This window comes from Streptomyces sp. NPDC020362 (assembly GCF_040642095.1).
In the GTDB taxonomy this organism is placed as follows: domain Bacteria; phylum Actinomycetota; class Actinomycetes; order Streptomycetales; family Streptomycetaceae; genus Streptomyces.
In genome coordinates this window covers 20621-46370 of sequence record NZ_JBFAET010000010.1, presented here as the reverse complement: position 1 = coordinate 46370, position 25750 = coordinate 20621, and the positions used below count along the sequence as shown (strand labels likewise).

Sequence of the window (25750 nt, the reverse complement as noted above, 5' to 3'; positions counted from 1 at the left end):
TTGCCAGCGGTGCAACGGAAAGGAACGAGCGCTGATGCGCGAGATCCTCAAAAGGCGACGCAGGCTCCTGTCCAGGCGGAACGACGGGAGGCCTGAGCTGATCAGCGCGGCCCTGACCTTCGCGACGGAATGGCAGTGGCCCGTACTCCCGGGCGTGGCCCCGGACCCGCAGGGACGGGCCCGCTGCGGCTGCCCCGACCCGGAGTGCACGGTGCCCGGTGCGCACCCCTTCGACCCCGGTCTTCTCGCCGCCACGACCGACGCGCGCATGGTGCGCTGGTGGTGGGCCAACCGGCCGGACGCGCCGATCGTCCTGGCCACCGGCGGCCAGGCGCCCTGCGCGGTCAGTCTGCCGGCGCCCGCCGCGGCCCACGCCCTCGACCTGCTCGACCGGCGGGGCATGCGCCTCGGCCCGGTGATCGCCGCACCCACCCGCTGGGCGGTGCTCGTCAGGCCGTACTCCATGGAGCAGTTGGGCGAGCTGCTGTACGCCAAGGACTTCGTGCCCGGCTCGCTGCGCTTCCACGGCGAGGGCGGCTACCTCGCCCTGCCCCCCTCCGGGACCGGCCAGGGCGCCGTCCGCTGGGAGCGCGCGCCGCTGCCCGGCTCGGCCACGCCCTGGGTGCCCGACGTGGAGGCCGTCGTGGACGCCGTGGTCGACGCCCTCACTCGTACGGGTGTGAGCGCGCCCGAGTTGTAGGGGTGTCGGGCGCGGCCGGGCGTTTTGCCCGCCCGTGGTCGTTATCTTCCGCTACATGCTGCGCATTTCTGGGGGTCATGGCACTCGTTCGTCGCACCGCGGCGGGCCGGATCCCCGCAGACTCCGTCTGCTCGCCCTCGTGGGCGTCGTGGCGGCCGCGGTCGCGCTGCCGCTGGCCGTGGCGTCCGCGGGGCAGGTGGGCGACGTGCCGGGATCCGGGGGGAAGGGCGGCCACGGCGCCGCCACCCCCTCCCCCGACGACGCGAAACTGCCCCCCGCCGCCCCTACCCGCTCCCCGCTGCTGCTCGGGCTGGGCCTGGCCACCGCCGCCCGCTGCGGGCCGGAACTCACCTCTCCGGACGGGATCGAGGCGCAGACCTGCGTGCTGACCCAGGGCGCGGACACCTGGGCGCGCACCTACTACCGCAACGCCACCGGCCGGGCCGTGGACTCCGTGCTGAGTCTGATGGGGCCGGGCGGCCGGACCGTGCAGGCGCGCTGCCCCACGGGTTCCGACGACCAGCCCGCCACCTGTGACACACCGCGCGAGCACACCCGGGGCGCGCTGGACGGCTACACGGCCGTCAGTGAGTTCGCCACACCCGGGGCCGAAGGGCCGCTGCTGCTGCGCTCGGCCAGCAACTCCCAGGATCCGAAGGGGAGTTGACGCTCCGCAGGGCGGTGTACACCGTGGGCGGACATGGAAAGACCCGGTTGCTGGCGACGGGGGATGCACCAGCAACCGGGCTACTGGAACGGTAACAAGAGATCGGCGGTTCGCAAATTCGATCTCGGCTATTCGGACACGGATTTCCCTGCAGAGACGGGGAGTTGTGACAGGAGTCACCCGTTCCGGGGTAGGCATCACGGCTGAACGGTCGGTCAGCCGTGATGCGTGTGCGAGAGCGACTCAGCTGAGCGTGACCTGCCGGTTGGTCAATCCGCCACGCGCCCGGCGCTCGTCGGCCGTGAGCGGCTCGTCGGCGGCGAGAGCGGTGGCGAGCCGCTCGGCGAACTCGGCGGCCGGCTTCTCCACGTCCTCGGCCGTGACGCCGCTCGGCAGGTCCCAGACCGGCACCGTGAGGCCGTGAGCACGGAAGGAACCCACCAGCCGGGTGCCCTCGCCGAGGCTGGAGCGGCCCGCCGCGTGCAGCCGGGCGAGAGCGTCCAGAAGCTGCTCCTCGGGATACGGCATGACCCAGCGCAGGTGGTTCTTGTCCGTGGTCTTGCACCAGTAGGCGGCATCCACGCCGGAGAGCTTCACGGTCGGGATGGCGGCGGCGTTGGCCCGCTCCAGGGACGCGGCCACCTCCGGGGTGGCGTTCTCCGCGTCGGGCACCCAGAACTCGAAGCCGCTGTGCACAACTGGCTCGAACGCGCCTTCCGGGTCGAGCAGATCCTGCAGCCGCGGACCGTCGGCGGGGGCGCGGCGGCCCTCCACCGGCGTGCCGGGCGCGGCCGCGAGCGCGCGCTGGAGAGTGTCGGCGAGGTCGCGGCTGATGTCGCCGGAGGGCGTGTCGTTCTGCAGGCCGAGCAGCACCGAGCCGTCGTCGCGGCGCAGGGCGGGCCAGGCCATCGGCAGCACCGTGGCGAGCGTGACCGACGGGATGCCCTCGGGCAGGCCCTCCTTGAGGGGCAGTTCGACCGTCGCGGCCGGCACCAGTTCGCGCAGCGCCACCCAGTCGCACTCGCCCGGCAGTCCCTCGAACGGGCGGCGCACCAGCTCGGTCACGGCGTGTGCGGCGGCCCGGCCGTGGCAGGCCTTGTAGCGCCGGCCGCTGCCGCACGGGCAGGGTTCGCGGGCGCCGACAACCGGGATCTCTCCGTCCGTGATCTGCGGCTTGGCCTTCGTCTGGGGTCGCTTCTTGGCCATCGTGGGTGTCTCCCGGTTACGGACCGTCTCGTACGGGCGGGAGCCTAGCCGTTCGCGCCACGACCGACGGGAACCTGTGGACAACGGACACGTGGGCGAGCCGACGGTGAGAACCTGTGGACGGCCTCCGCGCCCGCGCGGAGCCGGCACGGGCCGCGGCGGTTCTCGTCTCCCGCGGGGGCTCAGTCCAGGTCGTCGAACGCGTCCGCGAAGTCCAGCTCCGCCATGGCCGGAACCGCGGAAGAGGTGACGCGCGTAGCGAAATCGCCGCGCCGGCACCCGGCATCCGGATCGTGCACGTCCTCGTGGACCACGACCCAGACCGTGACCTCGCCCTGCGTGTCGTCCCGGACGCCCCAGTCGTCGGCGAGGGCCGTGATGATGTTCAGCCCGCGGCCGCCGTGCGCGGTGACCGACGGGGTCGCCGGAGCCGGGCGGGTCGGGCCGCCGCCGTCCGTCACCTCGACTATGAGCCGCCCGCGCGTGTCCACCCGCCAGGCGGCCCGCACGTCGCCGTCCCCGGCCGGAGCGTCGCCCAGGGGACGCCCGTGTTTGCAGGCATTGCTCAAGAGTTCGGAAAGGATCAGTACGGCGTCGTCGATGACCGGTTCCGATACGCCCCCGCTGCGCAGTTGCGACCGCATCCGGTGCCGAGCCTTTCCCACGCCCGCAGGGCCATGGGGTACGGCCATGCTCGACGACGTGGGCACCTCCTGTGCCACCACCAACGCCACCCCCGAGACCTCCTTTGCCCCACGCCACGGTGTGGATGCCCCATTGGCCTGTACCGGAAACCGGCCAATCCCCTTCCGGTGACGCATTCGCAACGATCGAACACGGAGCGAACGCGCCGGAGCACTCCCTGTGACGGGCGTCTCGTTGTGTGGCTGAATTTCAATGGTGTGGCCGAGAAGCGAGAATGCTGGAGCCCGGCGGTCCGGTCAAGAGGTGCGGAGCGGTCCTTACCCGGCTCTTGGCCTCCGCTCTGCGGTGACCGGCGTTCCTGTGCCCCTGTGTTCCGGCGGTCAGCGGCCGAGCTGTCGCAGCACCGCGTGCGGGCGGTTGGTGATGAGGGCGTCGACGCCCAGCTCGACACAGAGGTCCACGTCCTCGGGCTCGTTCACGGTCCACACATGGACCTGGTGGCCGGAGCGTTTCAGCCGCTCCACGTATCCCGGGTGGTTGCGCACGATGCGGATCGAGGGGCCCGCGATCCGCACGCCCGCCGGTAGCCGCCCGTCGCGCAGCCGGGGCGAGAGGAACTGGACCAGGTAGACCGTCGGCATCGTCGGCGAGGCGGCACGCACGCGGTGCAGCGAGCGCGCCGAGAAGCTCATGATCCGTACCGGCGACGTGGCGGCGGAGGCCGGTGCGTCCAGCCCGAACCGCTTCAGCAGGAGCAGCAGCCGCTCCTCGACCTGCCCCGCCCAGCGGGTGGGGTGCTTGGTCTCGATGGCCAGCTCCACCCGCCGTCCGGCGTCCGCGACCAGCTCCAGCAGCCGCTCCAGGGTGAGGACGGAGGTCTCCTCGCGGTCCTCGGGCCGGTGCTCCCAGTCGGGCTCCTCGTCCCGTCCGCGCCAGGCGTCGCGCGTCTTCCAGGAGCCGAAGTCCAGGGCGGCCAGATCGGCCAGCTCCAGGGCGGAGACGGCCCCGCGGCCGTTGGAGGTGCGGTTCACCCGCCGGTCGTGGACGCAGACCAGGTGGCCGTCGGCAGTCAGCCGTACGTCGCACTCCAGAGCGTCCGCTCCGTCCTCGATGGCCTTCTTGTAGGCGGCCAGCGTGTGTTCGGGCGCGTCCTCGGAGGCCCCCCGGTGGGCGACGACCTGGATGTGGTGCTGTGGTGCGTGGGTCACCGCGTCATGGTCCCACCGACGCGGGACGCGCGGGGCGGCGCAGGTGCGTCCGTGCGGCGAGCAGGGCGTACACCCTGCTGGTTTGTATAACTTTCGCCCGAAAGATTCTATATAAAGAATGGTCCCGGACCCACAGGCACCGCTTATGGTGCTCTGACGGCCCATGGGAAAAGCTGACTGCATACAAGCGCCACACTGGACCGTGCACGGCCGCTTCACGCGGGACCGACAGCAGCGTGAACGCGCGTGACCGAGTGCGGCCGAGTGCGGCCGACTGCAACCATGACGACAGCCGTGGATCGAGGAGAAGAGCTGTGAGCACCGAGAACGAGGGCAACGCGGTACCCCCGGCGCCGTCCGCACCTCCCGTGCCGATGGCATCTCCCGCCGCCTCCCCGCAGGGCTCCGAGCCCGAGGGGAACGCGCCGACGGCTCCGCTCCCGCCCGTACCCCCCGGCACCGCGGGCGCGCCCGTACAGGACATGGCACCGGCCGCGCAGGCCCAGCAGAGCCCGTCCGACGGATACCAGCCCCCGGCCGGCCACCCCGGCCCCGCCCCCGACGGCTCCTGGCCGCCCCCGCCCCCGGTCACGGCCTCCTACGGCGACGGCGGCCCCGGTGTCCCGGGCGCCGGCTGGGGTGCGTCGTACCAGCAGCCCGCCCCCAAGCCCCGCAGCGGGCGCGGCGGGCTGGTCGCGGCGGTCCTGGTGGCCGCGCTGGTCGCGGGCGGCCTGGGCGGCGGCCTCGGCTACACCCTGGCCAAGGACAACGACAGCAGCGGCTCCACCACCGTCTCCGCCTCCGACGGCAGCGCCGCGCAGGTCAAGCGTGCTCCCGGCACCGTCGCCAACGTGGCCTCCAAGGCGCTGCCGAGCACGGTCACCATCGAGGCGGAGAGCAACAGCGGCGAGGGCGGTACGGGCACCGGCTTCGTCTTCGACACCCAGGGCCACATCGTCACCAACAACCACGTGGTGGCGGACGCGGTGGACGGCGGCAAGCTCACGGCCACCTTCCCGAACGGGAAGAAGTACGACGCCGAGATCGTCGGCCATGCCCAGGGCTACGACGTGGCGGTCATCAAGCTCAAGAACGCCCCCTCGGACCTCAAGCCGCTCGCCCTCGGCGACTCCGACAAGGTGGCCGTCGGCGACGAGACCATCGCCATCGGCGCCCCCTTCGGGCTGTCCAACACGGTCACCACGGGCATCATCAGCGCCAAGAACCGCCCGGTGGCCTCCAGCGACGGCAGCTCGAGCAGCAAGGCCTCCTACATGAGCGCCCTGCAGACCGACGCGTCCATCAACCCCGGCAACTCGGGTGGTCCGCTGCTGGACGCCTCCGGCGCGGTCATCGGCATCAACTCGGCGATCCAGTCGAGCAGCAGCGGCGGATTCGGCTCGGGCCAGTCCGGTTCGATCGGCCTCGGCTTCGCGATCCCGATCAACCAGGCCAAGTACGTCGCCCAGCAGCTGATCAAGACCGGCAAGCCGGTGTACGCCAAGATCGGCGCCTCCGTCTCGCTGGAGGAGTCCACCAACGGCGCGAAGATCACCGACCAGGGCACGGGCGGCTCCTCGGCCGTCGAGTCGGGCGGCCCGGCGGACAAGGCCGGCCTCAAGCCCGGGGACGTCATCACCAAGCTCGACGACAACGTGATCGACAGCGGGCCGACCCTGATCGGCGAGATCTGGACCCACAAGCCCGGCGACAAGGTCACGATCACCTACCAGCGGGGCGGCCAGGAGCACACGGTCGACCTGACGCTGGCGGCGCGGGCCGGCGACAGCTGACCCACCGGCGACACGGCCAGGGGGCGCCTCTCGGGGAGAGGCGCCCCTCTCGTTGTCCCGTCCCGCAGGGGCCCGACTCCCGTGGAGGCCCGACGGCCGATCAGAGTCCGAGCACTCCTCGCCAGGTCCAGCCCGCGCCGAGGACCGTGTTCCGCAGCCGATCGCGCATGTCCCGCGAGTCGAACAGGACCACCTTCTGCCGACGGCCGTCCGGGCCCCGCTCGTACGTCCACTGCCGCCTGACATAGGGTCCACGGCTCCACTGGCGCGTCATACCCGGCCGGGGAGGGTTCCCGGACAGCGCCACCTCCCGCACCTCTTCCAGGACATGCACCTCGCACCCGGCGGCGACCAGGCGCATGCGGGCCTTCATGGTCCGCTCCACCTGCCTGCTGCCGAGGGAGTCGTCCATGGCAGGCACCACGAGCCGCCATTCCGCCACCAGATCGGCCTCCTGCCCGCCGAAGCCGTGACGCACACGGAACGGCACCCCCGTCCCGTTGAGCGCGAGCAGCGCGGCCCGGACCTCCTCGGCGGGAAGCGGAGTGACCCCGCTGCCGGGGTACTTGGTGCCCATGCAGCGGTCCCGGCAGCGGCCCCAGGCGTCTCGCAGGCGCCCCATCACCGTGCCCCCGGCGCGGAGACCTTCATGCCGGTCCCCCCGGCGTCCGTCGGCCCGCCGAAATGCCGTCCGGCTTCTGCCATATCGGTGTCTCCCCCGTGAGTCCTCGTGTGGCGCATGCGTCCAGGGCAGCCACACGCCCATGCTTGAGCCGCACGGTAACGCGCGCCCGCCCGACGCCCACCGGCTCCGGCGGTCGCAGCGGTTGAACCGCCACGGCATCTCCACAAGGGGCCGGGGCGGCAACCGCCGGTGGGTCCCATGACGGGCACGCCCCCACGACCCGGCGGCGGGCCGGTAATCTGTACCCGCGCCGCCGGTCTCCGGCGGGAGCGGGGAGGCGTGCCCGAGCGGCCTAAGGGAACGGTCTTGAAAACCGTCGTGGCAGCGATGTCACCGTGGGTTCAAATCCCACCGCCTCCGCACAGGCCATGAGCCTTGCAGGTCAGAAGGGGTGTCTCTCGGGGAGGGGCACCCCTTCTGCGTGGGGGCTGTTCGGGGGCGGGGCGGGTGATCCGCCGGATTCCGGGTGGGAACGGCTGAGGTCGTTTCCGCCGGTCGGCAACGGTCGTTGGGGCCGGCGGCGCAGGTGCCCGCAGGCGACCGGCGGGATGCTGCGGCGGGTGCGGACCCCCGGAGTGCGGTGGCGCGGGCTGCCGTGGGTGTCCTTCGCCGTCTGCACGCAGCGCGCCGGGAGTTCCTGATCGAGTGGCGGTCGTGTCCAGATATTCGATATTCGGATGGGTTATCGTGCCTTCTCGACCTCGACTGTTCGCGAATGGGAAGCAGAGAAGTCGGAGAAGGGGGACGGTCTCGCGGTGTCCGATCTTGGGCGGCTCGTCGCCAACCGGTATCTGCTGGTGGAGCGGGTGGGCAGCGGTGGCATGGGCACCGTGTGGCGTGCCGAGGACAAGCTGCTCGGCCGCCATGTCGCCGTGAAGAAGCTGCGCATACCCCCGCACCTGCACGACGAGGAGATCCGGACGCTCCACGAGCGGACCCGCCGTGAGGCCCGCAGCGCCGCCCGGATCTCCCACCCGAACGTGATCGTGGTGCACGACGTCGTCGATGACGAGGGACTGCCGTGCATCGTCATGGAGTACATACCGTCGGACACCCTGAGCGATGTCCTGAAGCGCCGGGGTGCGCTGCCGCCCGCCGAAGCCGCCCGGATCGGCGGTGCCATGGCAGCCGCCCTGCGCGCCGCCCACGCCGCGGGTGTCCTGCACCGGGACGTCAAACCCGCCAACGTTCTCCTCGGCCGCGACGGGCGGATCGTCCTCACCGACTTCGGGATCGCCATGGAGTCGGGGACGTCGTCACTGACCAAGTCCGGCGAGTTGATCGGTTCCATCCGCTACCTGGCGCCCGAGCGCCTCAGGAGCGGGACCACCGGTCCCGGTCCCGCCAGTGACCTGTGGGCCCTGGGGGCAACGCTGTACCAGGCGGTCGAGGGGCGGCACCCCTTCCACCGTGACACCCCGATCGAGACCGCGTACGCCATCGCGACCGACGCGTACGAGCCGCTGTGCAGCGCCGGGGAGCTGGCCCCGGTGATCGAGGGTCTGCTCGTCAAGGACCCCGGGCAGCGGATGGACGTGCACGAGGTCGAACGTCGTCTGGGCGACGCGACCGTCACACGGACCGCTCCTGTCGATCCGCCCACGCGGCCGGAGCGTGCCGGTGATCCCGCGCCTCCTGGACGCAAGGGCAGCGGCAGCCGCCGCCGTACGGTGACGCGGTCGGTCCTGGCGGTGGCACTCGCCGCCTGTGTGGCAGGCGGCGCACTGTGGTGGCTCAGGGACAGTGCGGACGGGCCGAGTGCCCGTCCCGCCGGGGCCAAGGCCTCCGTCCCCGCTCCGAGCACCGGCCCCACCCCGCCGCCGCTGCCCGCCGGTTACCACCTCGCGCAGGCGGACACCGGCATCTCCGTGCCGGTGCGGGACGGCTGGAGCAGGAAGACGCTGCACGGTGGCGAGGTCGCCTACATCGACTCGTCGGGCCTGGTGGGCCTGAGGGTCAACGTCGTCCGGTTCGCGGGTACCGATCCGCTGCGGCACTGGCGCGAGACGGAGGAGGACCAGACCCGTCGCGACAACCCCGGCTACGAACGGGTGAGGATGGCCGCGACGACCTTCCGTGGGCGGCCCGCCGGGTACTGGGAGTTCACCTTCGACGGCAGGGAACGGAAGTACCGGGCGGCGGAGTTGGCTTTCGCCGGCGCCGACGGCACCCAGTACGTGATCTACCTGTCCGCGCCGGACGCGCAATGGCACACGTACCGGCAGGACTTCGACACCGCCGCCAACGGCGTCCGCCTGAGCAACGACGGCTGACCCACGGGGAAGGCGCCGTCGCTCCCCCAGGCGCGCAGGGCACTCCTCGCCGTGATCGTCACCCGGTGACCGCGAACCCACCTCGAGGGCCCTCTCGGGAGGCCGCGTGAGCGTGCGCGTGTCCGCTGTCCGCGCCTCACGGCCGGTGTCCCGTCATCCGCGCCGCCGACGCGATCGTCGCCCGGGCCTCGCGTTCGGTCAGGCCGGTGTTCAGGGCCGCCTCGATCAGCGGGGTGAGCAGGGCGGGGCCGAGGCCGTTCTCGTAGGCGCGGCAGGCCGCCCAGAAGAGGCGGGTGTTGCGCTGGCCGTCGTGGGCGGAGAGGACGAAGGCCACCAGGCCCCGGCCGTGGTCGCCGGCGGGCGGCGGCGCCGGGTGCGTGGTGCGCGGCGGGGGCAGGAGCAGCCGTAGCAGGGCGGGCGGGCAGGCGGCGGGCGCCAGGTGTGCGGTGCCGGGCGCGGCGGCGTACACGCCGTGCTCGGTGCGGGAGCCGGGGCCCACGAGATAGCCGCCGGCACCCCGGATGTCGATGCCGGGGGCGAGCCGGCCGGCCGAGTTGGGGACGACGACGTCCGGCGGGCCGGTCAGCCACAGATGGCGGCCGCCGCTCGGGGTGAGGACGACGACCGTCTCGGGGATCGTGAACAGATGCCGCAGGGCCAGTTCGCTGAGGGCGGCGGAGGAGTCCGTGCCGGACTTGGTGTCCAGGTCGACGCCGATGAGGTGGTACGGGGGCAGTCCGCAGGCGATGCCGTAGCCGGTGGCCCAGGGCGCCGCGGCGAACAGTTCGCGGATGCGGACCGGGTCGGCGGAGGCGTCGTACACGCCGTGGCCGAAGCGGCCGCACTCGCCGTGGCAGGGCACGGGGCCGGGGTCGTCGCGGTGCGGGGAGCGCAGGGCCGGGAGCTTCGTCCGGGACAGGGGGAGGACGGCCAGTCCGCGTTCGGCGGCTGACAGGGCGTGTGCGAGGGCCAGCGTCGTGGCCTGCCGGTCGGTGGTGGCCATGCATCCATGCTCGTACACGCGTTCGAAAAAAGGAAGGGGGATCGGTGGCGGCGCGCCGGGGTGGAAAGGATGGCCGGAAAAGCGCCGAAACGATTCACCTCTTGTGATGCTTGGGCAGTGAAGGAGCCCTCTGTCATGTGATGTGACGTGAAGTGCCTAAAGATGGCGATAGGGGTTTATCGACTTGTCATCACGCTTGCGTGCGAATCGCGGCTTCCGAGGTGGTTGGCCGGGGATTCGGAGGGCAACTCTGGATTCGCGACGTCGTCCACAACGCCGAGGCGGTCGGCCAACTGCCTTGGATGCAGCCGTACTTCACGCAGTGCCGGCCCTAGGGCCGCACAGTGCTCGGTTCTGGAGGAACACCATGGCAAGTATCCGTACCGCCCGCGTTCTCGCCGCCGTCTCCGCACTCCCGCTCGCAGCCGCCCTCTTCGCCGGTGTCGCTGCCGCGGACAACGGCGCCATCGCGGACAACGGATCGAGCGCCAACACCGGTGTGGCAGGCATCATCGGCAGCGGTGTCGGCCACAACAACAACGGAAACTCGTCCACCACCCAGCAGAACGCGGTCGGCTCCCACGCCTCGAACCAGAGCAACACCGCACAGGTCAACGGTTCCGCCTTCACGGGTATCCAGCAGGGGAACGGGAACCTCGCCGTCCACTTCACCCCCCTGTGGGGGTGAGGCCGGGCCGAGGCCCCTTGTGGTGAGGGTCCTCGTGGGGTGTGCTTCGGGGTCATGAAGCGTCTGCGCGGCGGTACTTCGGTGCCGCCGCGCAGGTGCGTTCCCCGGCGTGTGCGCGTTCCCCGGCGCGCTCGTGCGTTCCCCAGGGTGCGCGCGTTCCCCGGCGTGCTCGCGCGTTCTCCGGCGTGCGGGCACGGAGCCCGCGACCTTGACAGGCACACGTATCTGACGGACAGTCAGAAATCGTCCTGTCAGGTAAGCGAGGCCGGGAGGGTCCGCCGTGCACCTCGCCCCCACCGGGCGCCACCAGCGCCTGCGCGCCGAACTGCGTGCCTACTTCAGGACCTTGATGCCCGTAGACGGCGAACCTGCCGACGCCCGCGCCCTGCTGCGCCGCATCGGCGCCGACGGCTGGCTGGGCCTCGGCTGGCCGGTCGAGTACGGCGGCCGGGGCAGGGGCGCGGACGAGCAGTTCGTCTTCTTCGACGAGGCGTACCGGGCCGGCGCCCCCGTCTCCATGGTCACGCTCAACACCGTCGGCCCCACGCTGATGAAGTACGGCAGCGAGCGCCAGAAGGCCCACTTCCTGCCCCGGATCCTGAGCGGTGACCTGGTCTTCGCGATCGGCTACACCGAACCCTCGGCCGGCACCGACCTCGCCGCGTTGCGGACCCGGGCCGTACGGGAGGGCGAGGACTGGCGGATCGACGGGCAGAAGATCTTCACCTCGGGCGCCCAGCACGCCGACTGGATCTGGCTCGCCTGCCGCACCGACCCCGGGGCGCCCCGGCACCGGGGCATCTCGCTCCTCCTCGTCCCCACCGACGCCCCCGGGTTCTCCTGGACGCCGATCGAGACCGTGGGCGGGCAGACCACGACGGCCACGTACTACGACGGCGTCCGCGTCCCCGCGCGGAACCTGGTCGGCGCCGAGAACGACGGCTGGTCGCTGATCACCAGCCAGCTCAACCACGAACGGGTCGCCCTCGCCGCGACCGGGATGCAGGCCGAGGACTTCCTCGCAGCGGCGCTCGCCGCTGCCCGTACCCCCGATCCGGTGAATGGAAGGCGAAGGATTGACGAGTCGTGGGTGCGTCTCCGGGCGGCCGAGGCGCATGCCCGGCTGGCGGCGAACCGCCTGCTCAGCTGGCGTCTGGTGGCAGACGTGGGGGCGGGCCGGCTGACCCCCGGCGAGGCGAGCGGGGTGAAGTTCGCGGGAACGGAAGCGGCTGTCGCGACGTATCGCATGTGTCAGGAGATCGCCGGGGAGGCGGGACTGGTCCGCTCCGGCTCCCCGGGGGTCTTCGGGGACGGCGAGCTGGAGCGGCTGAACCGGGCCGCACAGATCAACACGTTCGGGGGCGGGGTGAGCGAGGTGCAGCGGGAGATCGTCGCGACGATGCGGCTCGGGATGACGAGGGGGCGCAGGTGAGCGAGGAGGGCGTCGGGCCCGACGCGCTGGGCGCGCGGCTCAGGGAGTACGAGGGGTTGCCCGCCGCCGTCGCGGCAGCGGGCAAGGACCCGGTGAACCTGCCGATGATCCGGCACTGGTGCGAGGCGATGGGCGACACCGGTCCGGCCTACCGCGGACCCGACGCGATCGCCCCGCCCACCATGCTCCAGGCGTGGACGATGGGCGGCCTGACGGGCCACGAGGGCCGCAGCGGCGCCTTCGACGAACTCCTCGGCCTGCTGGACGAGTCGGGCTGCACGTCGGTGGTGGCCACCGACTGCGAGCAGGAGTATCTGCGGCCCCTGCGCCCGGGCGACGAGGTCACCTTCGACGCGGTGATCGAGTCGGTCTCCGGCCGCAAGACGACCAGGCTGGGCACGGGGTACTTCGTCACGACCCGCACGGACGTACGGGTGGACGGTGAGCTGGCGGGCACCCACCGCTTCCGCATCCTCAAGTACGCCCCGGCGCGCCGAAAACCCCCGGACCGGCGTCCCGCGCGCCCGCGTCCGGTGGTCAACCGGGACAACGCCGGCTTCTGGGAGGGCGTGGCCGGACACCGGCTCCTGGTCCAGCGCTGCACGGGCTGCGGCACCCTGCGCCACCCCTGGCTGCCCGGCTGCAACGCCTGCGGCTGCCTGGACTGGGACGCCGTCGAGGCGAGCGGCGAGGGCACGGTCCACTCGTACGTGGTGATGCACCACCCGCCCTTCCCGGCCTTCACGGAATCCGATCGTGCCGCTGACGCGGCGGGACCTTACGCGGTCGGCCTGATCGAACTCGCCGAGGGCGTGCGCATGGTGAGCAACGTGGTCGGGGTGCCGTACGACAAGGTGCGCATCGGCCTGCCGGTCCGGGTGGAGTTCCGCAGCCACGAGGACGAGCAGGGCGCACTGGTCCTGCCGGTCTTCCGGGTCGTCGAGGGGGAGGGCTGACATGGACTTCACACCCACCGAGGCCCAGGCCGAGGCTCGCGACCTGGCCGCACGGATCTTCGGCGACCTCTCCACCCACGAGCGGCTGAAGTCCGCCGGCACCGGCAGCGACCCCGAGCTGTTCAAGGCCCTGTGCACGGCCGGCCTGGTCGGCGCGGTGGCGGAGCTGGGCCTGCTCGGCCTGGTGCTGCTCCTGGAGGAACAGGGGCGTACGACGGCCCAGGTGCCCTATGCGGCGACCTGCGTGTACGGCCACCTGGCGGTCACCGCCCACGGCACCGCCGAGCAGCGGGAGCGGCTGCTGCCGGGCATCGAGGACGGCTCGGTGGTGGTCTGCGGCGCGCTTGCGGCCCAGGGAGGCGTACGGGCTCTCGCGCACGGTGAGCTGACCGGATCCGTGCCCGTCGTCCCCTGGCTCCGGGACGCCACCCACGTCCTGGTCGCCGACGTCGGCCGCCGGCTGTGGCTCGCCCCGCTCGGCGAGGGCACCGGGATCGCCCCGGTGGAGCTGACCGCCCCCTGGTCGGCGGCCCGCCTCACCCTGGAGCGGGCGTCGGCGGAACCCCTCGGCGGCCCGGGCGCCGACGCCTGCGCCGACGTCCTCGCCACCGCGCGCACCGCCTTCGCCGGGCTCCAGGCCGGGGTGTGCGCCGGGTCGCTGGCGCGGGCGGTGGCACACACGAACACCAGGGAGCAGTTCGGGCGGCCGCTCGCCACCCGGCAGGCCGTCCAGCTCCGGGCCGCCGACGCCCACATGGACACCGAGGCGATACGGGTGACGGCGTACGAGGCCGCCTGGCGACGGGACGCGGGGCTGCCGTACGCCACGCATGCGCTGACCGCCGCCTGGTGGGCCTCGGAGGCGGGGCAGCGGGTCGTCCACACCGGCCAGCATCTGCACGGCGGGGCGGGAGCCGACCTCGACCATCCGGTGCACCGGCACTTCCTGTGGGGGCGGCAGCTGGACGCCTACCTGGGATGCGGTGCGGAAGTACTGCAGGAGCTGGGGGAGTTGATCGCGCATGGGGAGTGAGGAGCGCGCCGGGAGGCCGCAGGCGGGCACCGAGCTGCCGCCGCTGGAGATCCCGGTCACCCGCACGCTGATCGTGGCCGGGGCGATCGCCTCCCGCGACTACCAGGACGTGCACCACGACGCGGAGCTGGCCCGGCAGAAGGGCTCCCCCGACATCTTCATGAACATCCTGACGACCAACGGGCTCGTCGGCAGGTACATCACGGACCACTTCGGCCCGACGGCGATCCTGCGCAAGGTCGCCATCCGACTGGGGGCGCCCAACCATCCCGGGGACACGATGGTGCTGACGGGCCGGATCGAGGAGGTCGACGGCGACACGGCGACGGTGCGCGTGGTCGGGGCCAACGCCCTGGGCCGGCATGTGACCGGCACGGTGACCGTCACCGTCCCGGCTCCGGCACGGACTTCCGCGTCCGACCTGGCCTCGGCACGGACGCCCGCAGGTGACCCGGCTCCGGTACGGATGCCCGCAGGTGACCTGGCCTCGGCACGGACTTCCGCGTCCGATCCGGCCTCGGCACGGATGCCCGCGTCCGATCCGGCCTCGGTACGGATGCCCGCAGGCGATCCGGCCTTGGCACGGACGCCCGCAGGTGACCCGGCCTCGGCACGGACGCCCGCAGACGACCCGGCTCCGGGCCGGAGGCCCGTATCCGCCCCGTCCCAGGACCGGAAGGCCGCGTCATGAGCGTGCATGCACGGGACCGTCTCGGCGGCCGGGCGGCGATCGTCGGCATCGGGGCCACCGAGTTCTCCAAGGACTCCGGGCGCAGTGAGCTGCGGCTGGCGGTGGAGGCGGTGGGGGCCGCGCTGGCGGACGCCGGGCTCACACCGGCGGACGTGGACGGCCTGGTGACGTTCACGATGGACACCAGCCCGGAGATCACCGTGGCCCAGGCCTGCGGGATGGGCGAGCTGTCCTTCTTCTCCCGCGTCCACTACGGCGGCGGGGCGGCCTGCGCGACCGTGCAGCAGGCGGCGCTCGCGGTGGCGACGGGCGTGGCCGAGGTGGTGGTCTGCTACCGGGCCTTCAACGAACGGTCGGGCCGCAGATTCGGCGCGGGCGTGCAGCACCGGGAGCCCTCGGCGGAGGGTGTGGCGCTCGGCTGGGTGCTGCCGTTCGGGCTGCTCACCCCGGCCTCCTGGGTGGCCATGGCGGCCCAGCGGTATCTGCACACCTACGGGCTGACGCCCGAGGCGTTCGGGCACGTGGCCGTGGTCGACCGCACGTACGCGGCGACGAACCCGGCGGCCTACTTCCACGGTCGCCCCATCACCCTCGCCGACCACGCGGCCTCCCGCTGGATCGTCGAGCCGCTCCGGCTGCTGGACTGCTGTCAGGAGACCGACGGCGGGCAGGCCCTCGTGGTGACGTCCCTGGAGCGGGCCCGGGACCTGCCGCGGCCGCCCGCCGTGATCGCGGCGGCCGCCCAGGGCGCGGGCCGCGGGCAGGAGCAGATGACCAGCTTCTACCGGGACGACCTCTCCGGTCTGCCGGAGATGGGCGTGGTCGCCCGCCAGCTGTGGCGGACGTCCGGGCTGGGCCCGGCCGACATCGACGTGGGCATCCTCTACGACCACTTCACGCCGTTCGTGCTGATGCAGCTGGAGGAGTTCGGGTTCTGCGCCAGGGGGGAGGCGGCGGACTTCGTGGCCGCCGGGCGGCTCCCGCTGAACACCCACGGGGGCCAGCTCGGGGAGGCGTATCTGCACGGCATGAACGGCGTGGCGGAAGCGGTGCGCCAGCTGCGGGGCACGGCGGTGAACCAGATACCGGGCACGACCCGGACCCTGGTGACGGCCGGCACCGGGGTGCCGACGTCCGGGCTGGTCCTGACGGCCGACGGATGAGCCCTCGGGACGATCCTCAGGGTCGGACCCGTACAAGCGGCGGCCGGATACTCCACCTTCAGGAGGTGTGGAGGACCCCACCCGTACAACCTGAGGGGGACCCTGCTTCGGGACCTGGGACCGATCCGCCGGAGCTTCGTCCGCTCATAGCGTGGAGCCATGACCACACCCGTCTGCACCAGCGCCTCGGCCGCCGCCGCACCACCGGGACAGACCTTGCCCCACTCTCGGCTGCGCTCGAGCGGGGGGACCCCCACGTACCCGTCGTTCTCGTCGTACATGAGGGCCCGTCAGCCGGTCCTGCTGCGCACCGCGCGCTCGCTGACCGCGAACCCCAGCGATGCCGAGGACCTGCTGCAGACCGCGCTCACCAAGACCTATGTGGCCTGGGAGCGGATCGAGGACCACCGGGCGCTGGACGGCTATGTGCGCCGGGCGCTGCTGAACACCCGCACCTCGCAGTGGCGCAAGCGCAGAGTGGACGAGTTCTCCTGCGACGAGCTGCCCGAGCCGGAGCACGTGTCCGGCGCCGACGACCCGGCCGAGCGGCAGGCGCTGCACGACGCCATGTGGCGGGCGATCACCAGGCTGCCCGCACGGCAGCGCGCGATGGTCGTCCTCAGGTATTACGAGGATCTCAGCGAGGCCCAGACGGCCGAGGTGCTCGGGGTCTCGGTGGGCACGGTGAAGTCGGCGGTCTCGCGTGCGCTGGGCAAGCTGCGCGAGGACCCCGAGCTGGGGCTTGTGCGCTAGGCCCCAGTTTCCCTCCGCCTAGTGACATACCGCGCGGTATGTGAGAAGAATCGGGCGCAACCTCTACCCCCGTAGGCAATGTCGCCCAGGAGGACGCCGTGCTGAGCACCATGCAGGACGTACCGCTGACCGTCACCCGTATCCTCGTGCACGGGGTGCTGGTCCACGGCCGGTCCCAGATCACCACCTGGACCGGGGAGGGCGAGCCGCAGCGGCGCAGTTTCTTCGACGCCGGAGTGCGCGCGGTGCAGCTGGCGAACGCCCTCCGGGACGAACTCGGTGTCCGCGGCGACGACCGGGTCGCCACGCTGATGTGGAACAACGCCGAGCACGTCGAGGCGTACTTCGCGATCCCGTCCATGGGCGCGGTGCTGCACACGCTCAACCTGCGGCTGCCAGCCGAGCAGCTGGTGTGGATCGTCAACCACGCCGCCGACCGGGTGATCATCGTCAACGGCTCGCTGATCCCGCTGCTCGCCCCGCTGCTGTCCAAGCTGCCGACGGTGGAGCACATCGTCGTCTCCGGCCCCGGCGACCGCTCCCCGCTCGCGGGCGCCACCGCGCAGGTGCACGAGTACGAGGAGCTGATCGCGGGCCGGCCCACCACCTACGACTGGCCCGAGCTGGACGAACGCCAGGCCGCCGCGATGTGTTACACCTCGGGCACGACCGGCGACCCCAAGGGCGTGGTGTACAGCCACCGTTCGATCTACCTGCACTCCATGCAGGTGAACATGACCGAGTCGATGGGCCTCACCGACCAGGACACCTCGCTGGTCGTGGTGCCCCAGTTCCACGTCAACGCCTGGGGTCTGCCGCACGCCACCTTCATGACCGGCGTCAACCTGCTGATGCCCGACCGCTTCCTGCAGCCCGCCCCGCTCGCCGAGATGATCGAGCGGGAGAAGCCGACGCACGCGGCCGCCGTCCCTACCATCTGGCAGGGCCTGCTCGCCGAGCTGACCGCCCGCCCCCGGGACGTCTCCTCCCTCTCCCAGGTCACCATCGGCGGCGCGGCCTGCCCGCCCTCCCTCATGGCGGCCTTCGACAAGCTCGGCATGCGGGTCTGTCACGCCTGGGGCATGACGGAGACCTCCCCGCTCGGCACGGTGGCCCGCCCGCCGGCCCACGCGGTCGGCACCGCGGAGGAGTTCGCCTATCGCCTCACCCAGGGCCGCTTCCCGGCCGGCGTCGAGGCCCGCCTCACCGGCCCCGGCGGCGAGCGCCTGCCCTGGGACGGCGAGTCCGCGGGCGAACTGGAGGTGCGCGGCAACTGGATCGCGGGCGCCTACTACAACGGCCCCGACGCCGAACCGCTGCGCCCCGCCGACAAGTTCAGCGAGGACGGCTGGCTGAAGACCGGCGACGTCGGCATCATCTCGGCCGACGGCTTCCTCACCCTCACCGACCGCGCCAAGGACGTCATCAAGTCCGGCGGCGAGTGGATCTCCTCGGTCGAGCTGGAGAACGCGTTGATGTCCCACCCGGATGTCGCCGAGGCCGCCGTGGTCGCCGTACCCGACGACAAGTGGGGCGAGCGCCCGCTGGCCACGGTCGTCCTCAAGGAGGGCGCGAGCACCGACTTCGAGACCCTGCGCACCTTCCTCGCCGAGGAGGGCAAGATCGCCCGGTGGCAGCTGCCCGAGCGCTGGACCGTCGTCGAGTCGGTGCCGAAGACGAGCGTGGGCAAGTTCGACAAGAAGGTGCTGCGCCGGCAGTACGCGGAAGGGGAGCTGGACGTCACCAGCCTCTGACCGCTCGGGGGTGGGTGCCGCGGCGGAGCACGCAGGCCCTGGGACACGGGGCCCAGGGCCTGCGTCGTGACTACCAACAGGTGTCCTGGCGCCGTACCGCCGTGGTCACCCACCCCAGCACCAGCCACAGCCCCGCCACCGCGGTGACCCCGCTCCAGCCCCAGTGCCCGAAGGCCAGGCTCGCCAGGGTCGAGGCGAGGGCGCCTCCGGTGAAGCCGGCCACGACATAGGCGGTGTTGGCGGTGGCCGGGGCGGAGGTGGTCGTCAGGGCCAGCGTCTGGTTGGCGACGTGGGAGGCGACCAGGGCGGCGTGGACGGCGACGGCGGCCGCGAACAGCGCGATCAGCGTCTGCCCGCCGAGCCAGAACAGCGGCACGGAGACGGCGGCGAGCAGATACGCGGACCGTACGACCTTCGCGGCGCCGAAGCGGTCGACCAGGCCGCCGGCGAGCGGGGCCACCGCGCTGGCCGTGAGACCGAAGAGCCCGAACAGACCGGCGGTCGCGGTGGACAGACCGTACGCCGGGCCGGTCAGCAGCAGGGCCAGCGAGGTCCACAGTGCGCTCCAGGCGCCGAACATCCCGCCCTGCCGGACGCACGCCCGCCACAGGTCCGGCGAGCTGCGGACGAGTCCGGGCAGCGCGGTCAGGCCGGCGAACAGCGGCCCGGTACGGCGGCGTTGCTCCCTCGGCAGGGCGCGGGCGGTGGCCAGGCCCAGCGCGAGGGTCAGCACGCCGGACCCGGCGAACACCCATCGCCAGCCGAAGGCCTGTCCGGCCAGTGAGCCGACGACCCGGGCCGCGACGATGCCGGTGAACAGGCCGGCGATGACGGCCGCGACATGGCGGGCACGGCGGTGGGCGGGCGCGCGCTCGGCGACGAGCGGGACGAGCAGCTGCGGGATCACGGTCGCCGCGGCGGCCACGAAGACGGCGGCGGCGAGGGCGGCGGTGCCCGGCGCGGCCGCGCCGAGCGCCAGGGCGGCCGTCGTGGCCACGGAGAGCAGGGCGACCAGCGGGCGCCGGTCGACGCGGTCGCCGAGCGGGGCGAAGAAGAGCAGCCCGGCCGCGTAGCCGAACTGGGCGACCGAGGCGATCCAGGTCACGGCCGAGGGGGCGGTGCCGAAGTCGTGGGCGATCAGGGGGAGCAGCGGGGCCGCGAGGTAGATGTTGGCGGCCGTGACGGCGGTGCAGACGGCTATGAGCAGAAGGAAGAGCGGGCCGGAGGCGCCGGCCCGGTCCTGGGCGAGATCCCCGACCTCTGGTGCCTGGCGGGTGGTGGTCGCTGACGGCATGAGCGGAGGCACTCCTTGGGGGCGACTCTAACAACTAACTGGTTGGTTGGATGCTTGGACAGAGTGCACCCGCGGCGGATTCCCTGTCAACCAAATAGTTGGTTACAAGGGCGGTACTCTGGCCGCATGGCAGCAGTCAGGGATCCCGAGGCCACCAAGGCCCGCATCTTCGAGGCGGCGGTCGCCGAATTCGCCCGGCACGGCATCGCGGGCGCCCGCATCGACCGCATCGCGAGCGAGGCCAAGGCCAACAAGCAGCTGATCTACGCCTACTACGGCAACAAGGCGGAGCTGTTCTCGCAGGTCCTGGGCCGGTGCATGGTCGACCTGGCCGCGGCCGTCCCCGTCGACCCGGACGACATCGACGACTGGGTGGACCAGCTGCTCGACTACCACTCCGCCCACCCCGAACTGCTGCGCCTCCTGTTCTGGGAGGGCATCGAGTACGGCACGACCGAGCTCCCCGACGAGCCCGCCCGGCAGGACCACTACCGCCGCAAGGTCGCCGCGCTCAGGGACGGCCAGGACCGGGGCGTCGTCACGGACGCCATTCCGGCCGGCGATCTGCTCATCCTGCTGACCGCCCTGACCAACTGGACGGCGGTGGTCCCGCAGATGCGGCGCATCCTCGCGGGCACCGGAGACACCGACCGAGAGCGCCTGCGCGCCTCGATCAAGGAGGCGGCCCGCAGGCTGTTCGCCTGCTGACCGCCGCCGAGCCGCCCACCGGTCGGTGAACCCGGTCGGTGCCGGACGTGATCGGTGCTGGACCTAGTTGGTGCCGGACCTAGTTGGTGCCGATGCGCGCCAGCAGGTCGACGATCCGGGACTGCACCTCGCCGCTGGTGGACCGCTCCGCGAGGAACAGCACCGTCTCGCCCGAGGCCAGCCGCGGCAGGTCGGCCTGATCGACCGCGGCCGTGTAGACGACGAGCGGGGTGCGGTTGAGCTGCCCGTGTGCGCGCAGCCAGTCGATGATCCCGGTGAACCCGGCCTGCCGCCGGTGCACCTGCATCAGGTCCATCACCACGAGGTTCGGATGGAACTGCCCCGCCAGCGTCACCGCGTCGTCGTCGCTCGCGGCCCGCGCCACCTGCATCCCGCGCCGCTCCAGCGTCGCGGTCAGCGCCAGCGCGATCTCCGCGTGCTCCTCGATCAGCAGCACCCGCGGCGGATGCTGCTCGCTGTCGCGCGGCGCCAGCGCCTTCAGCAGCACGGCGGGATCGGCGCCGTACGCCGCCTCGCGCGTCGCCTGTCCGAGCCCCGCCGTGACCAGCACCGGCACCTCGGCCGCGACCGCTGCCTGGCGCAGCGACTGGAGCGCGGTACGGGTGATCGGCCCGGTCAGCGGGTCCACGAACAGCGCGGCGGGGAAGGCCGCGATCTGCGCGTCGACCTCCTCGCGGGAGTGCACGACGACCGGCCGGTAGCCGCAGTCGCTGAGCGCCTGCTGGGTCGTCACGTCCGGCGCCGGCCACACCAGCAGCCGGCGCGGGTTGTCCAGCGGCTCCGGGGGCAGCTCGTCGTCCAGCGGCTGCGGCCGCGGGGTGTCCGCGATCTCGACGGCCCCGCCGGGACCGTCCAGCGGTTCGGGTCCCTCGGCCGCGTTCGCGTCCGGAGCCCCTATGGCGTACGAGCGTCCGGCGCCCTCGGTGGCCGGGGCGAGCCGGGACTGTCCCGCGAGCGAGGGCTGCGCGGTCGGCTGTCCGGCCGGCGGATGCGGACGGGCCGCCTGCTCCTGTTGCGTCTCCGGGCGCGCGGCCGGGTCGGGCGGTGTGCCCAGCTTGCGCCGGCGGCCGGAACCGCCCGGCGTGTGCGGAGGCGGGGTCGCGGTCGGCTGCTGCACCTGCGCGGCCTGCCGCGAGAACGGCACGCCCTGCCCCAGCGTCCGCACGCTGATGGCCCGCCCCTGAGTGGAGTTCGGGTCGGTCGCGGCCCCCGAGGCCTCGGAGGGCAGGGGCTGGGCCGCCCGCGACGGCCGGCCATTGCTGTGCTCCGGAGGGAGCGGGGTGCCGGGTGCCGGAGTGGCGGTACCGGGCTGCTGCGCCGCGGCGGGTGCCTGCGGGGCGGGGACGCCGGCGCCGGAGGTGTCGTCGGCACCGGGCCACTGCTGCGGGATCGCTGCCGCGGGGGTTCCGGCGGCCGGGGTCGAGGCGGTCTGCGCCGCAGGCGCCTGGCCGGCGGCCGCCTCCGCGGGAAGCGGCTGGGCGGGCCGGTCCGCTGTCGGGGTCCCGGCCGCGGGCGTGTTCTGCCCCGCCGCGGTGGGCACCGGCGAGCCGGGGGTCACCTGGGCGGGAACGGGCCGGCCGGGCGCGGCCTGTGCCGGAACCGGCTGCCCCGGCGGCACGAGCACACCCTGACCTGCGGTGCCCTGCGCGGGCACGGAGGCGTTGGGCACGGATGCGTCGGGCAGGACCGCCTGCTGACCGGGGCCGGCCTGAGCGGCGACACCGGGCTGAGCCGTGACGCCGGTCTGGGCGGGCACGCCGGTCTGGGCGGCGGCATCCGCCTGAGCGGCCACGCCGGGCAGGCCTGCCGGCCCCGCCGGTACGGCCACCTGCCCCGGCTCCTGAGGCTGCACGGCTCCGGGTGCCGGTACCGGTGCCCCGGCGGTCGGGACGGGGACGCCCTGTCCGGCCGTACCCTGCGCCGCAACGCCGGCGCCCGGGGTCGGCTGACCCGAAGCGGCCTGGCCTGCGGCGGCCGGCACGGCCGGCGGAACCTGGCCGGGCTGACCGGTCGGCGCGGGCTGCCCGGGATGTCCGGGAGAAGCCGGTACCGGATCCGTACCCGCCGACTGGGCCACGGTCCGCCGACGGCGACCGGTCGGTGCGGTGGTGGGGTGCGGCTGGGGCGGGGTGTGGTCCTCGGACTGGTCGAGCGGTACGGCGTCATGCCGGCCGTCGTCGCCGGGAACTCCCTCGGCGGGCACGGGCATCCGACCGGGCGCCGGAGCCCGACCGGGCCCGGGCACCTGTAGCTGACCAGGGACCTGCGCCCCCGGAGCGGCACCGCCGGGAGCCACCGGAGCCGTGTCCGCCGGAGCCGTACCTGCGCCCGCACCCATGGCCGTGCTGGTGCCCGCGCCCGTCGCCGGGTCCGCGGAGTCGGGCGAGCGGTCGGCCGCGGCCGGCGGCAGGGCGAAGACCGTACGGGCCCCCGGCTCCTGCGCCGCGGCACGCTCGGCCGCGGCGGCCAGCGCACGCCGGCGCCGTCCGGTCGGCTGGGCGCCCTCGGCCGTATCGGGCTGTGCCGACTCGGTGCCGGCCGCGGGCAGTGCGGGCGGCAGGGCGGCCTGCGGCTCGTCGGCGCGCCGGGCCCGGCGTCCCGTGGCGGGTGCGGGCACGCCCTGCGGCGGTACGGCGGCGCCGAGCCCGTTGCCCGCGGCGGCCGTTCCCGCGGCATGCTCCGCCGCCGTCACCACGGCGCCCTCGGCCACGTCCTCACCGTCACCGGCGCCACCGGCGTCACTCTCGGCGGGGCGTCCGCGCCGCCGCCCGGTCCCGGTGTTGCCGGTCGGCGCGGTCTCCGCGCCCTCGCCCGGGACCGGATCCGCCGCCTCGCCACTCGCCGTCGCACGCCTGCGGCGCCGGCCGGTCGGCGCGGACGCCTCCGCCTCGCCGCCACCGGGCTCCCCGGACTCACCGGGAACGTCGCTCTCCAGGAAGGCGTCCGTGGAGGCCCGCCGGGCCCGCCGCCGTCCACCGCCGGAACCCTGTTCGGCGAGGCCGGCGCCCTCGGTGCCTTCGGCGGAGGAGTCCTCGGCGTCCGGCACCAGGTCGGCGACCGCGCCGGCTCCGCCGCCGAGCGGTACTTCGAGCACGTACGCGCTGCCGCTCATGCCCGGCACCTCGTGGGTCTGGAGCACACCGCCGTGCGCCCGCACGATCCCGCGCACGATCGGCTCGTGCACCGGGTCTCCCCCGGCGTACGGCCCGCGCACCTCGATCCGTGCGACCTCACCGCGCTGCGCGGCCGCGACCACGACGGTGTTGTCCAGATAACCGCCCGCGGAGACGGGAGCGTTGCCGGTGGCGTCCACGCCCGCCACGTCCGCCACAAGATGGGCGAGCGCGGTCGCGAGCCGCTGCGGGTCGACCTCGGCCTCGATGGGCGGCGCGTGCACGGCGAACTGCACGCGCCCCGGCCCGATCAGTTCGACGGCCCCGTCCACACCGGCGGCCACGACGGCGTCGAGCATCACCTTCGTACGGGTGATGTCCTCGGTGCCGGTGTCCAGGCGCTGATAGCCGAGGACGTTGTCGATGAGGGTGGTGATGCGCGAGTACCCGGCCGAGAGGTGGTGCAGCACCTGGTTGGCCTCGGGCCACAGCTGCCCGGCGTCGTCCGCGGCCAGGGCGGACAGGTCGCGCCGCAGCTCGTCCAGAGGCCCGCGCAGGGACCGGCCGAGCAGCGTGAGCAGCTGCTCGTGGCGCCCGGCGAGGGCCTCGTACCGGTCCTTCTCCCGCTCGCCGAGCGCGGCGTACCGCTCCTCGCCGGACGCCAGCTCCTCCTGGTGCCGCTCGCGCAGTTCGTCGAGTTCGGTGACGTGCTGCTGGCGCAGCGCGGTCAGGTCGGAGGCGTGCTCCTCGGTGAGCCGCTCCACCTCCTCGGCCTGCGCCTTCTCCAGCGCGGCCTTCTCCTCGGCGAGGGCGTCGTAGGGCCGCCGGTCGGTGAAGGTCATGACGGCGCCGACGAGCTGGTCGCCGTCGCGCACGGGCGCGGTGGTCAGATCGACCGCGACCTTCTCCTTGCCCTTGGACCACATCACCTGCCCGCGCACCCGGTGCTTGCGCCCGGAGCGCAGGGTGTCGGCGAGCGGCGACTCCTCGTACGGGAAGGGGGAGCCGTCGGCGCGGGAGTGCAGCACGAGGGTGTGCAGCTCCTTGCCGCCCAGCTCACCGGCCCGGTACCCCAGTATCTGGGCGGCGGCCGGATTGACGAGCACGATCCGCCCGTCGGTGTCGGTCCCCACGACACCCTCCGAGGCCGCCCGCAGGATCATCTCGGTCTGCCGCTGCGAACGGGCCAGCTCGGCCTCGGTGTCCACGGTCCCGGACAGGTCGCGGACGACGAGCATCAGCAGCTCGTCCCCGGTGTAGCCGTAACCGTCGTACGCCTGCTGACCGTTCTCCAGGTTCGCGCTCGTGACCTCGACCGGGAACTCGGTCCCGTCCGTCCGCCGCGCGATCATCCGCGTCGGCTTGGTCCGGCCGCCCGGGTCCATGTGATCGGGGCGCCGCATGGAGCCGGGGATGAGCCTGGAGTCGAACTGCGGCAGCAGGTCGAGCAGGCCGCGCCCGACGAGCGCGGTCCCCGGCGCCTCGAAGGCCTCCAGGGCGATGGTGTTCGCGTTGACGACGGTTCCGTTGGCGTTGACCAGGACCAACGCGTCGGGCAGCGCGTCGAGTATGGCTGCGAGGCGAGCAGCGCCTCGGGATGGCCTGCTGCTCACGAGACGCTTCCTCCCTGTTACCGCACCTTGCCGACCGCTCGGGCCATCTTGCCAAGCGGCCCGCAGCGTGTCACGCGAGGGAGTCTAAGGGCACGGGTTGCGCTCGCGACGCCGGATGAGAGGGAGGTCGCACGGGGAAGTGACGACGAACATGTGACCGTATCCGCCCCTTCCGCGGTCGGCCCCGTCCCAGCTCCGCGAGACCTTCGCCGGACCTTTGCGGGACCTGTACGACATCGGTGACCCCGCCGGAGGCGCCTTGGACCGCGCACCGTGTACGGCCGAAAATCGCCGGTGCCCGGGTGCCGCCCATGCCGTGCTCTTGCCGGGCCTTTGCCGGGTTCTTGCCGG

General features: G+C 73.1%; 19 protein-coding genes, 1 tRNA gene and 1 pseudogene. 14 read left to right on the top strand and 7 right to left on the bottom strand.

The genetic code is table 11. From position 1 onward, the window contains the following. The first annotated feature begins 34 nt into the window (after window positions 1-34). Together AB0H32_RS07020 and AB0H32_RS07015 are read left to right on the top strand one after the other, a co-directional pair. Window positions 35-700, top strand: a complete 666-nt coding sequence (locus AB0H32_RS07020; RefSeq protein WP_361115478.1) for a bifunctional DNA primase/polymerase — start codon at window positions 35-37, stop codon at window positions 698-700. A 55-nt stretch (window positions 701-755) separates the two neighbouring features. Beyond that, entirely contained in the window at window positions 756-1367 is a 612-nt protein-coding gene (locus tag AB0H32_RS07015) for a hypothetical protein (RefSeq protein WP_361115475.1), read from the top strand. Between the two features lie 243 nt (window positions 1368-1610). Here the strand turns inward: AB0H32_RS07015 and AB0H32_RS07010 are convergent, their stop codons facing one another. The 3 genes from AB0H32_RS07010 to AB0H32_RS07000 form a co-directional block, all read right to left on the bottom strand. After that, on the bottom strand, window positions 1611-2573 hold the full coding sequence (locus tag AB0H32_RS07010; RefSeq protein WP_361115471.1) for a DUF5926 family protein: 963 nt from the start codon (window positions 2571-2573) through the stop codon (window positions 1611-1613). 182 nt (window positions 2574-2755) lie between these two features. Then, window positions 2756-3394, bottom strand: coding sequence for an ATP-binding protein (locus AB0H32_RS07005; RefSeq protein ID WP_361115467.1), 639 nt, complete (start codon window positions 3392-3394; stop codon window positions 2756-2758). Between the two features lie 204 nt (window positions 3395-3598). Then, window positions 3599-4426, bottom strand: a complete 828-nt coding sequence (locus tag AB0H32_RS07000; protein WP_361115463.1) for a glycerophosphodiester phosphodiesterase — start codon at window positions 4424-4426, stop codon at window positions 3599-3601. A gap of 314 nt (window positions 4427-4740) precedes the next feature. Here AB0H32_RS07000 and AB0H32_RS06995 point away from each other — a divergent pair, with 314 nt between their 5' ends. Then, a complete protein-coding gene (locus AB0H32_RS06995; RefSeq protein ID WP_361115460.1) occupies window positions 4741-6219 on the top strand; it encodes a trypsin-like peptidase domain-containing protein in 1479 nt (492 codons plus the stop codon). A gap of 100 nt (window positions 6220-6319) precedes the next feature. Here the strand turns inward: AB0H32_RS06995 and AB0H32_RS06990 are convergent, their stop codons facing one another. After that, window positions 6320-6841 (bottom strand): hypothetical protein, encoded by a 522-nt coding sequence (locus AB0H32_RS06990; RefSeq protein ID WP_361115457.1) that lies wholly within the window; start codon window positions 6839-6841, stop codon window positions 6320-6322. Window positions 6842-7177: 336 nt separating this feature from the next. On the opposite strand from AB0H32_RS06990, the gene AB0H32_RS06985 reads away from it, so the two are divergent. Further along, window positions 7178-7264: transfer RNA gene (locus AB0H32_RS06985), tRNA-Ser, on the top strand. Window positions 7265-7659: 395 nt separating this feature from the next. Further along, on the top strand, window positions 7660-9177 hold the full coding sequence (locus tag AB0H32_RS06980; protein WP_361115454.1) for a serine/threonine-protein kinase: 1518 nt from the start codon (window positions 7660-7662) through the stop codon (window positions 9175-9177). A 136-nt stretch (window positions 9178-9313) separates the two neighbouring features. Here the strand turns inward: AB0H32_RS06980 and AB0H32_RS06975 are convergent, their stop codons facing one another. After that, window positions 9314-10180 carry a bifunctional DNA primase/polymerase gene (locus tag AB0H32_RS06975; RefSeq protein ID WP_361115451.1) on the bottom strand — a complete coding sequence of 289 codons (867 nt, stop codon included), beginning with the start codon at window positions 10178-10180 and terminating at the stop codon, window positions 9314-9316. 367 nt (window positions 10181-10547) lie between these two features. Here AB0H32_RS06975 and AB0H32_RS06970 point away from each other — a divergent pair, with 367 nt between their 5' ends. The 8 genes and pseudogenes from AB0H32_RS06970 (at window position 10548) to AB0H32_RS06935 (ending at window position 18650) form a co-directional block, all read left to right on the top strand. Next, entirely contained in the window at window positions 10548-10868 is a 321-nt protein-coding gene (locus tag AB0H32_RS06970; protein ID WP_361115448.1) for a hypothetical protein, read from the top strand. Window positions 10869-11148: 280 nt separating this feature from the next. After that, window positions 11149-12300 carry an acyl-CoA dehydrogenase family protein gene (locus tag AB0H32_RS06965; RefSeq protein WP_361115445.1) on the top strand — a complete coding sequence of 384 codons (1152 nt, stop codon included), beginning with the start codon at window positions 11149-11151 and terminating at the stop codon, window positions 12298-12300. Then, a complete protein-coding gene (locus tag AB0H32_RS06960) occupies window positions 12297-13256 on the top strand; it encodes an OB-fold domain-containing protein (RefSeq protein ID WP_361115442.1) in 960 nt (319 codons plus the stop codon). Before AB0H32_RS06965 ends, AB0H32_RS06960 begins: the two co-directional genes overlap by 4 nt. 1 nt (window position 13257) lies before the next feature. Then, window positions 13258-14289: an acyl-CoA dehydrogenase family protein gene (locus AB0H32_RS06955; protein WP_361115439.1), complete on the top strand. Its 1032-nt coding sequence runs from the start codon at window positions 13258-13260 to the stop codon at window positions 14287-14289. Continuing rightward, window positions 14279-14683, top strand: a pseudogene (locus tag AB0H32_RS06950) (MaoC family dehydratase); the annotation flags it as partial. The gene AB0H32_RS06955 and the pseudogene AB0H32_RS06950, both read left to right, overlap by 11 nt. 293 nt (window positions 14684-14976) lie before the next feature. Continuing rightward, window positions 14977-16143, top strand: a complete 1167-nt coding sequence (locus AB0H32_RS06945; RefSeq protein WP_361115436.1) for a lipid-transfer protein — start codon at window positions 14977-14979, stop codon at window positions 16141-16143. Window positions 16144-16302: 159 nt separating this feature from the next. Next, window positions 16303-16896 carry a SigE family RNA polymerase sigma factor gene (locus tag AB0H32_RS06940; protein ID WP_361115433.1) on the top strand — a complete coding sequence of 198 codons (594 nt, stop codon included), beginning with the start codon at window positions 16303-16305 and terminating at the stop codon, window positions 16894-16896. A 98-nt stretch (window positions 16897-16994) separates the two neighbouring features. After that, window positions 16995-18650, top strand: a complete 1656-nt coding sequence (locus AB0H32_RS06935; protein ID WP_361115430.1) for a long-chain fatty acid--CoA ligase — start codon at window positions 16995-16997, stop codon at window positions 18648-18650. A gap of 70 nt (window positions 18651-18720) precedes the next feature. Here the strand turns inward: AB0H32_RS06935 and AB0H32_RS06930 are convergent, their stop codons facing one another. After that, window positions 18721-19944, bottom strand: coding sequence for an MFS transporter (locus tag AB0H32_RS06930; protein WP_361115427.1), 1224 nt, complete (start codon window positions 19942-19944; stop codon window positions 18721-18723). A gap of 126 nt (window positions 19945-20070) precedes the next feature. On the opposite strand from AB0H32_RS06930, the gene AB0H32_RS06925 reads away from it, so the two are divergent. Then, a complete protein-coding gene (locus AB0H32_RS06925; RefSeq protein ID WP_361115424.1) occupies window positions 20071-20652 on the top strand; it encodes a TetR family transcriptional regulator in 582 nt (193 codons plus the stop codon). Window positions 20653-20731: 79 nt separating this feature from the next. On the opposite strand, the gene AB0H32_RS06920 is transcribed toward AB0H32_RS06925, so the two are convergent. Beyond that, window positions 20732-25399 (bottom strand): PAS domain-containing protein, encoded by a 4668-nt coding sequence (locus AB0H32_RS06920; protein WP_361115421.1) that lies wholly within the window; start codon window positions 25397-25399, stop codon window positions 20732-20734. Between the last annotated feature and the right edge of the window lie 351 nt (window positions 25400-25750).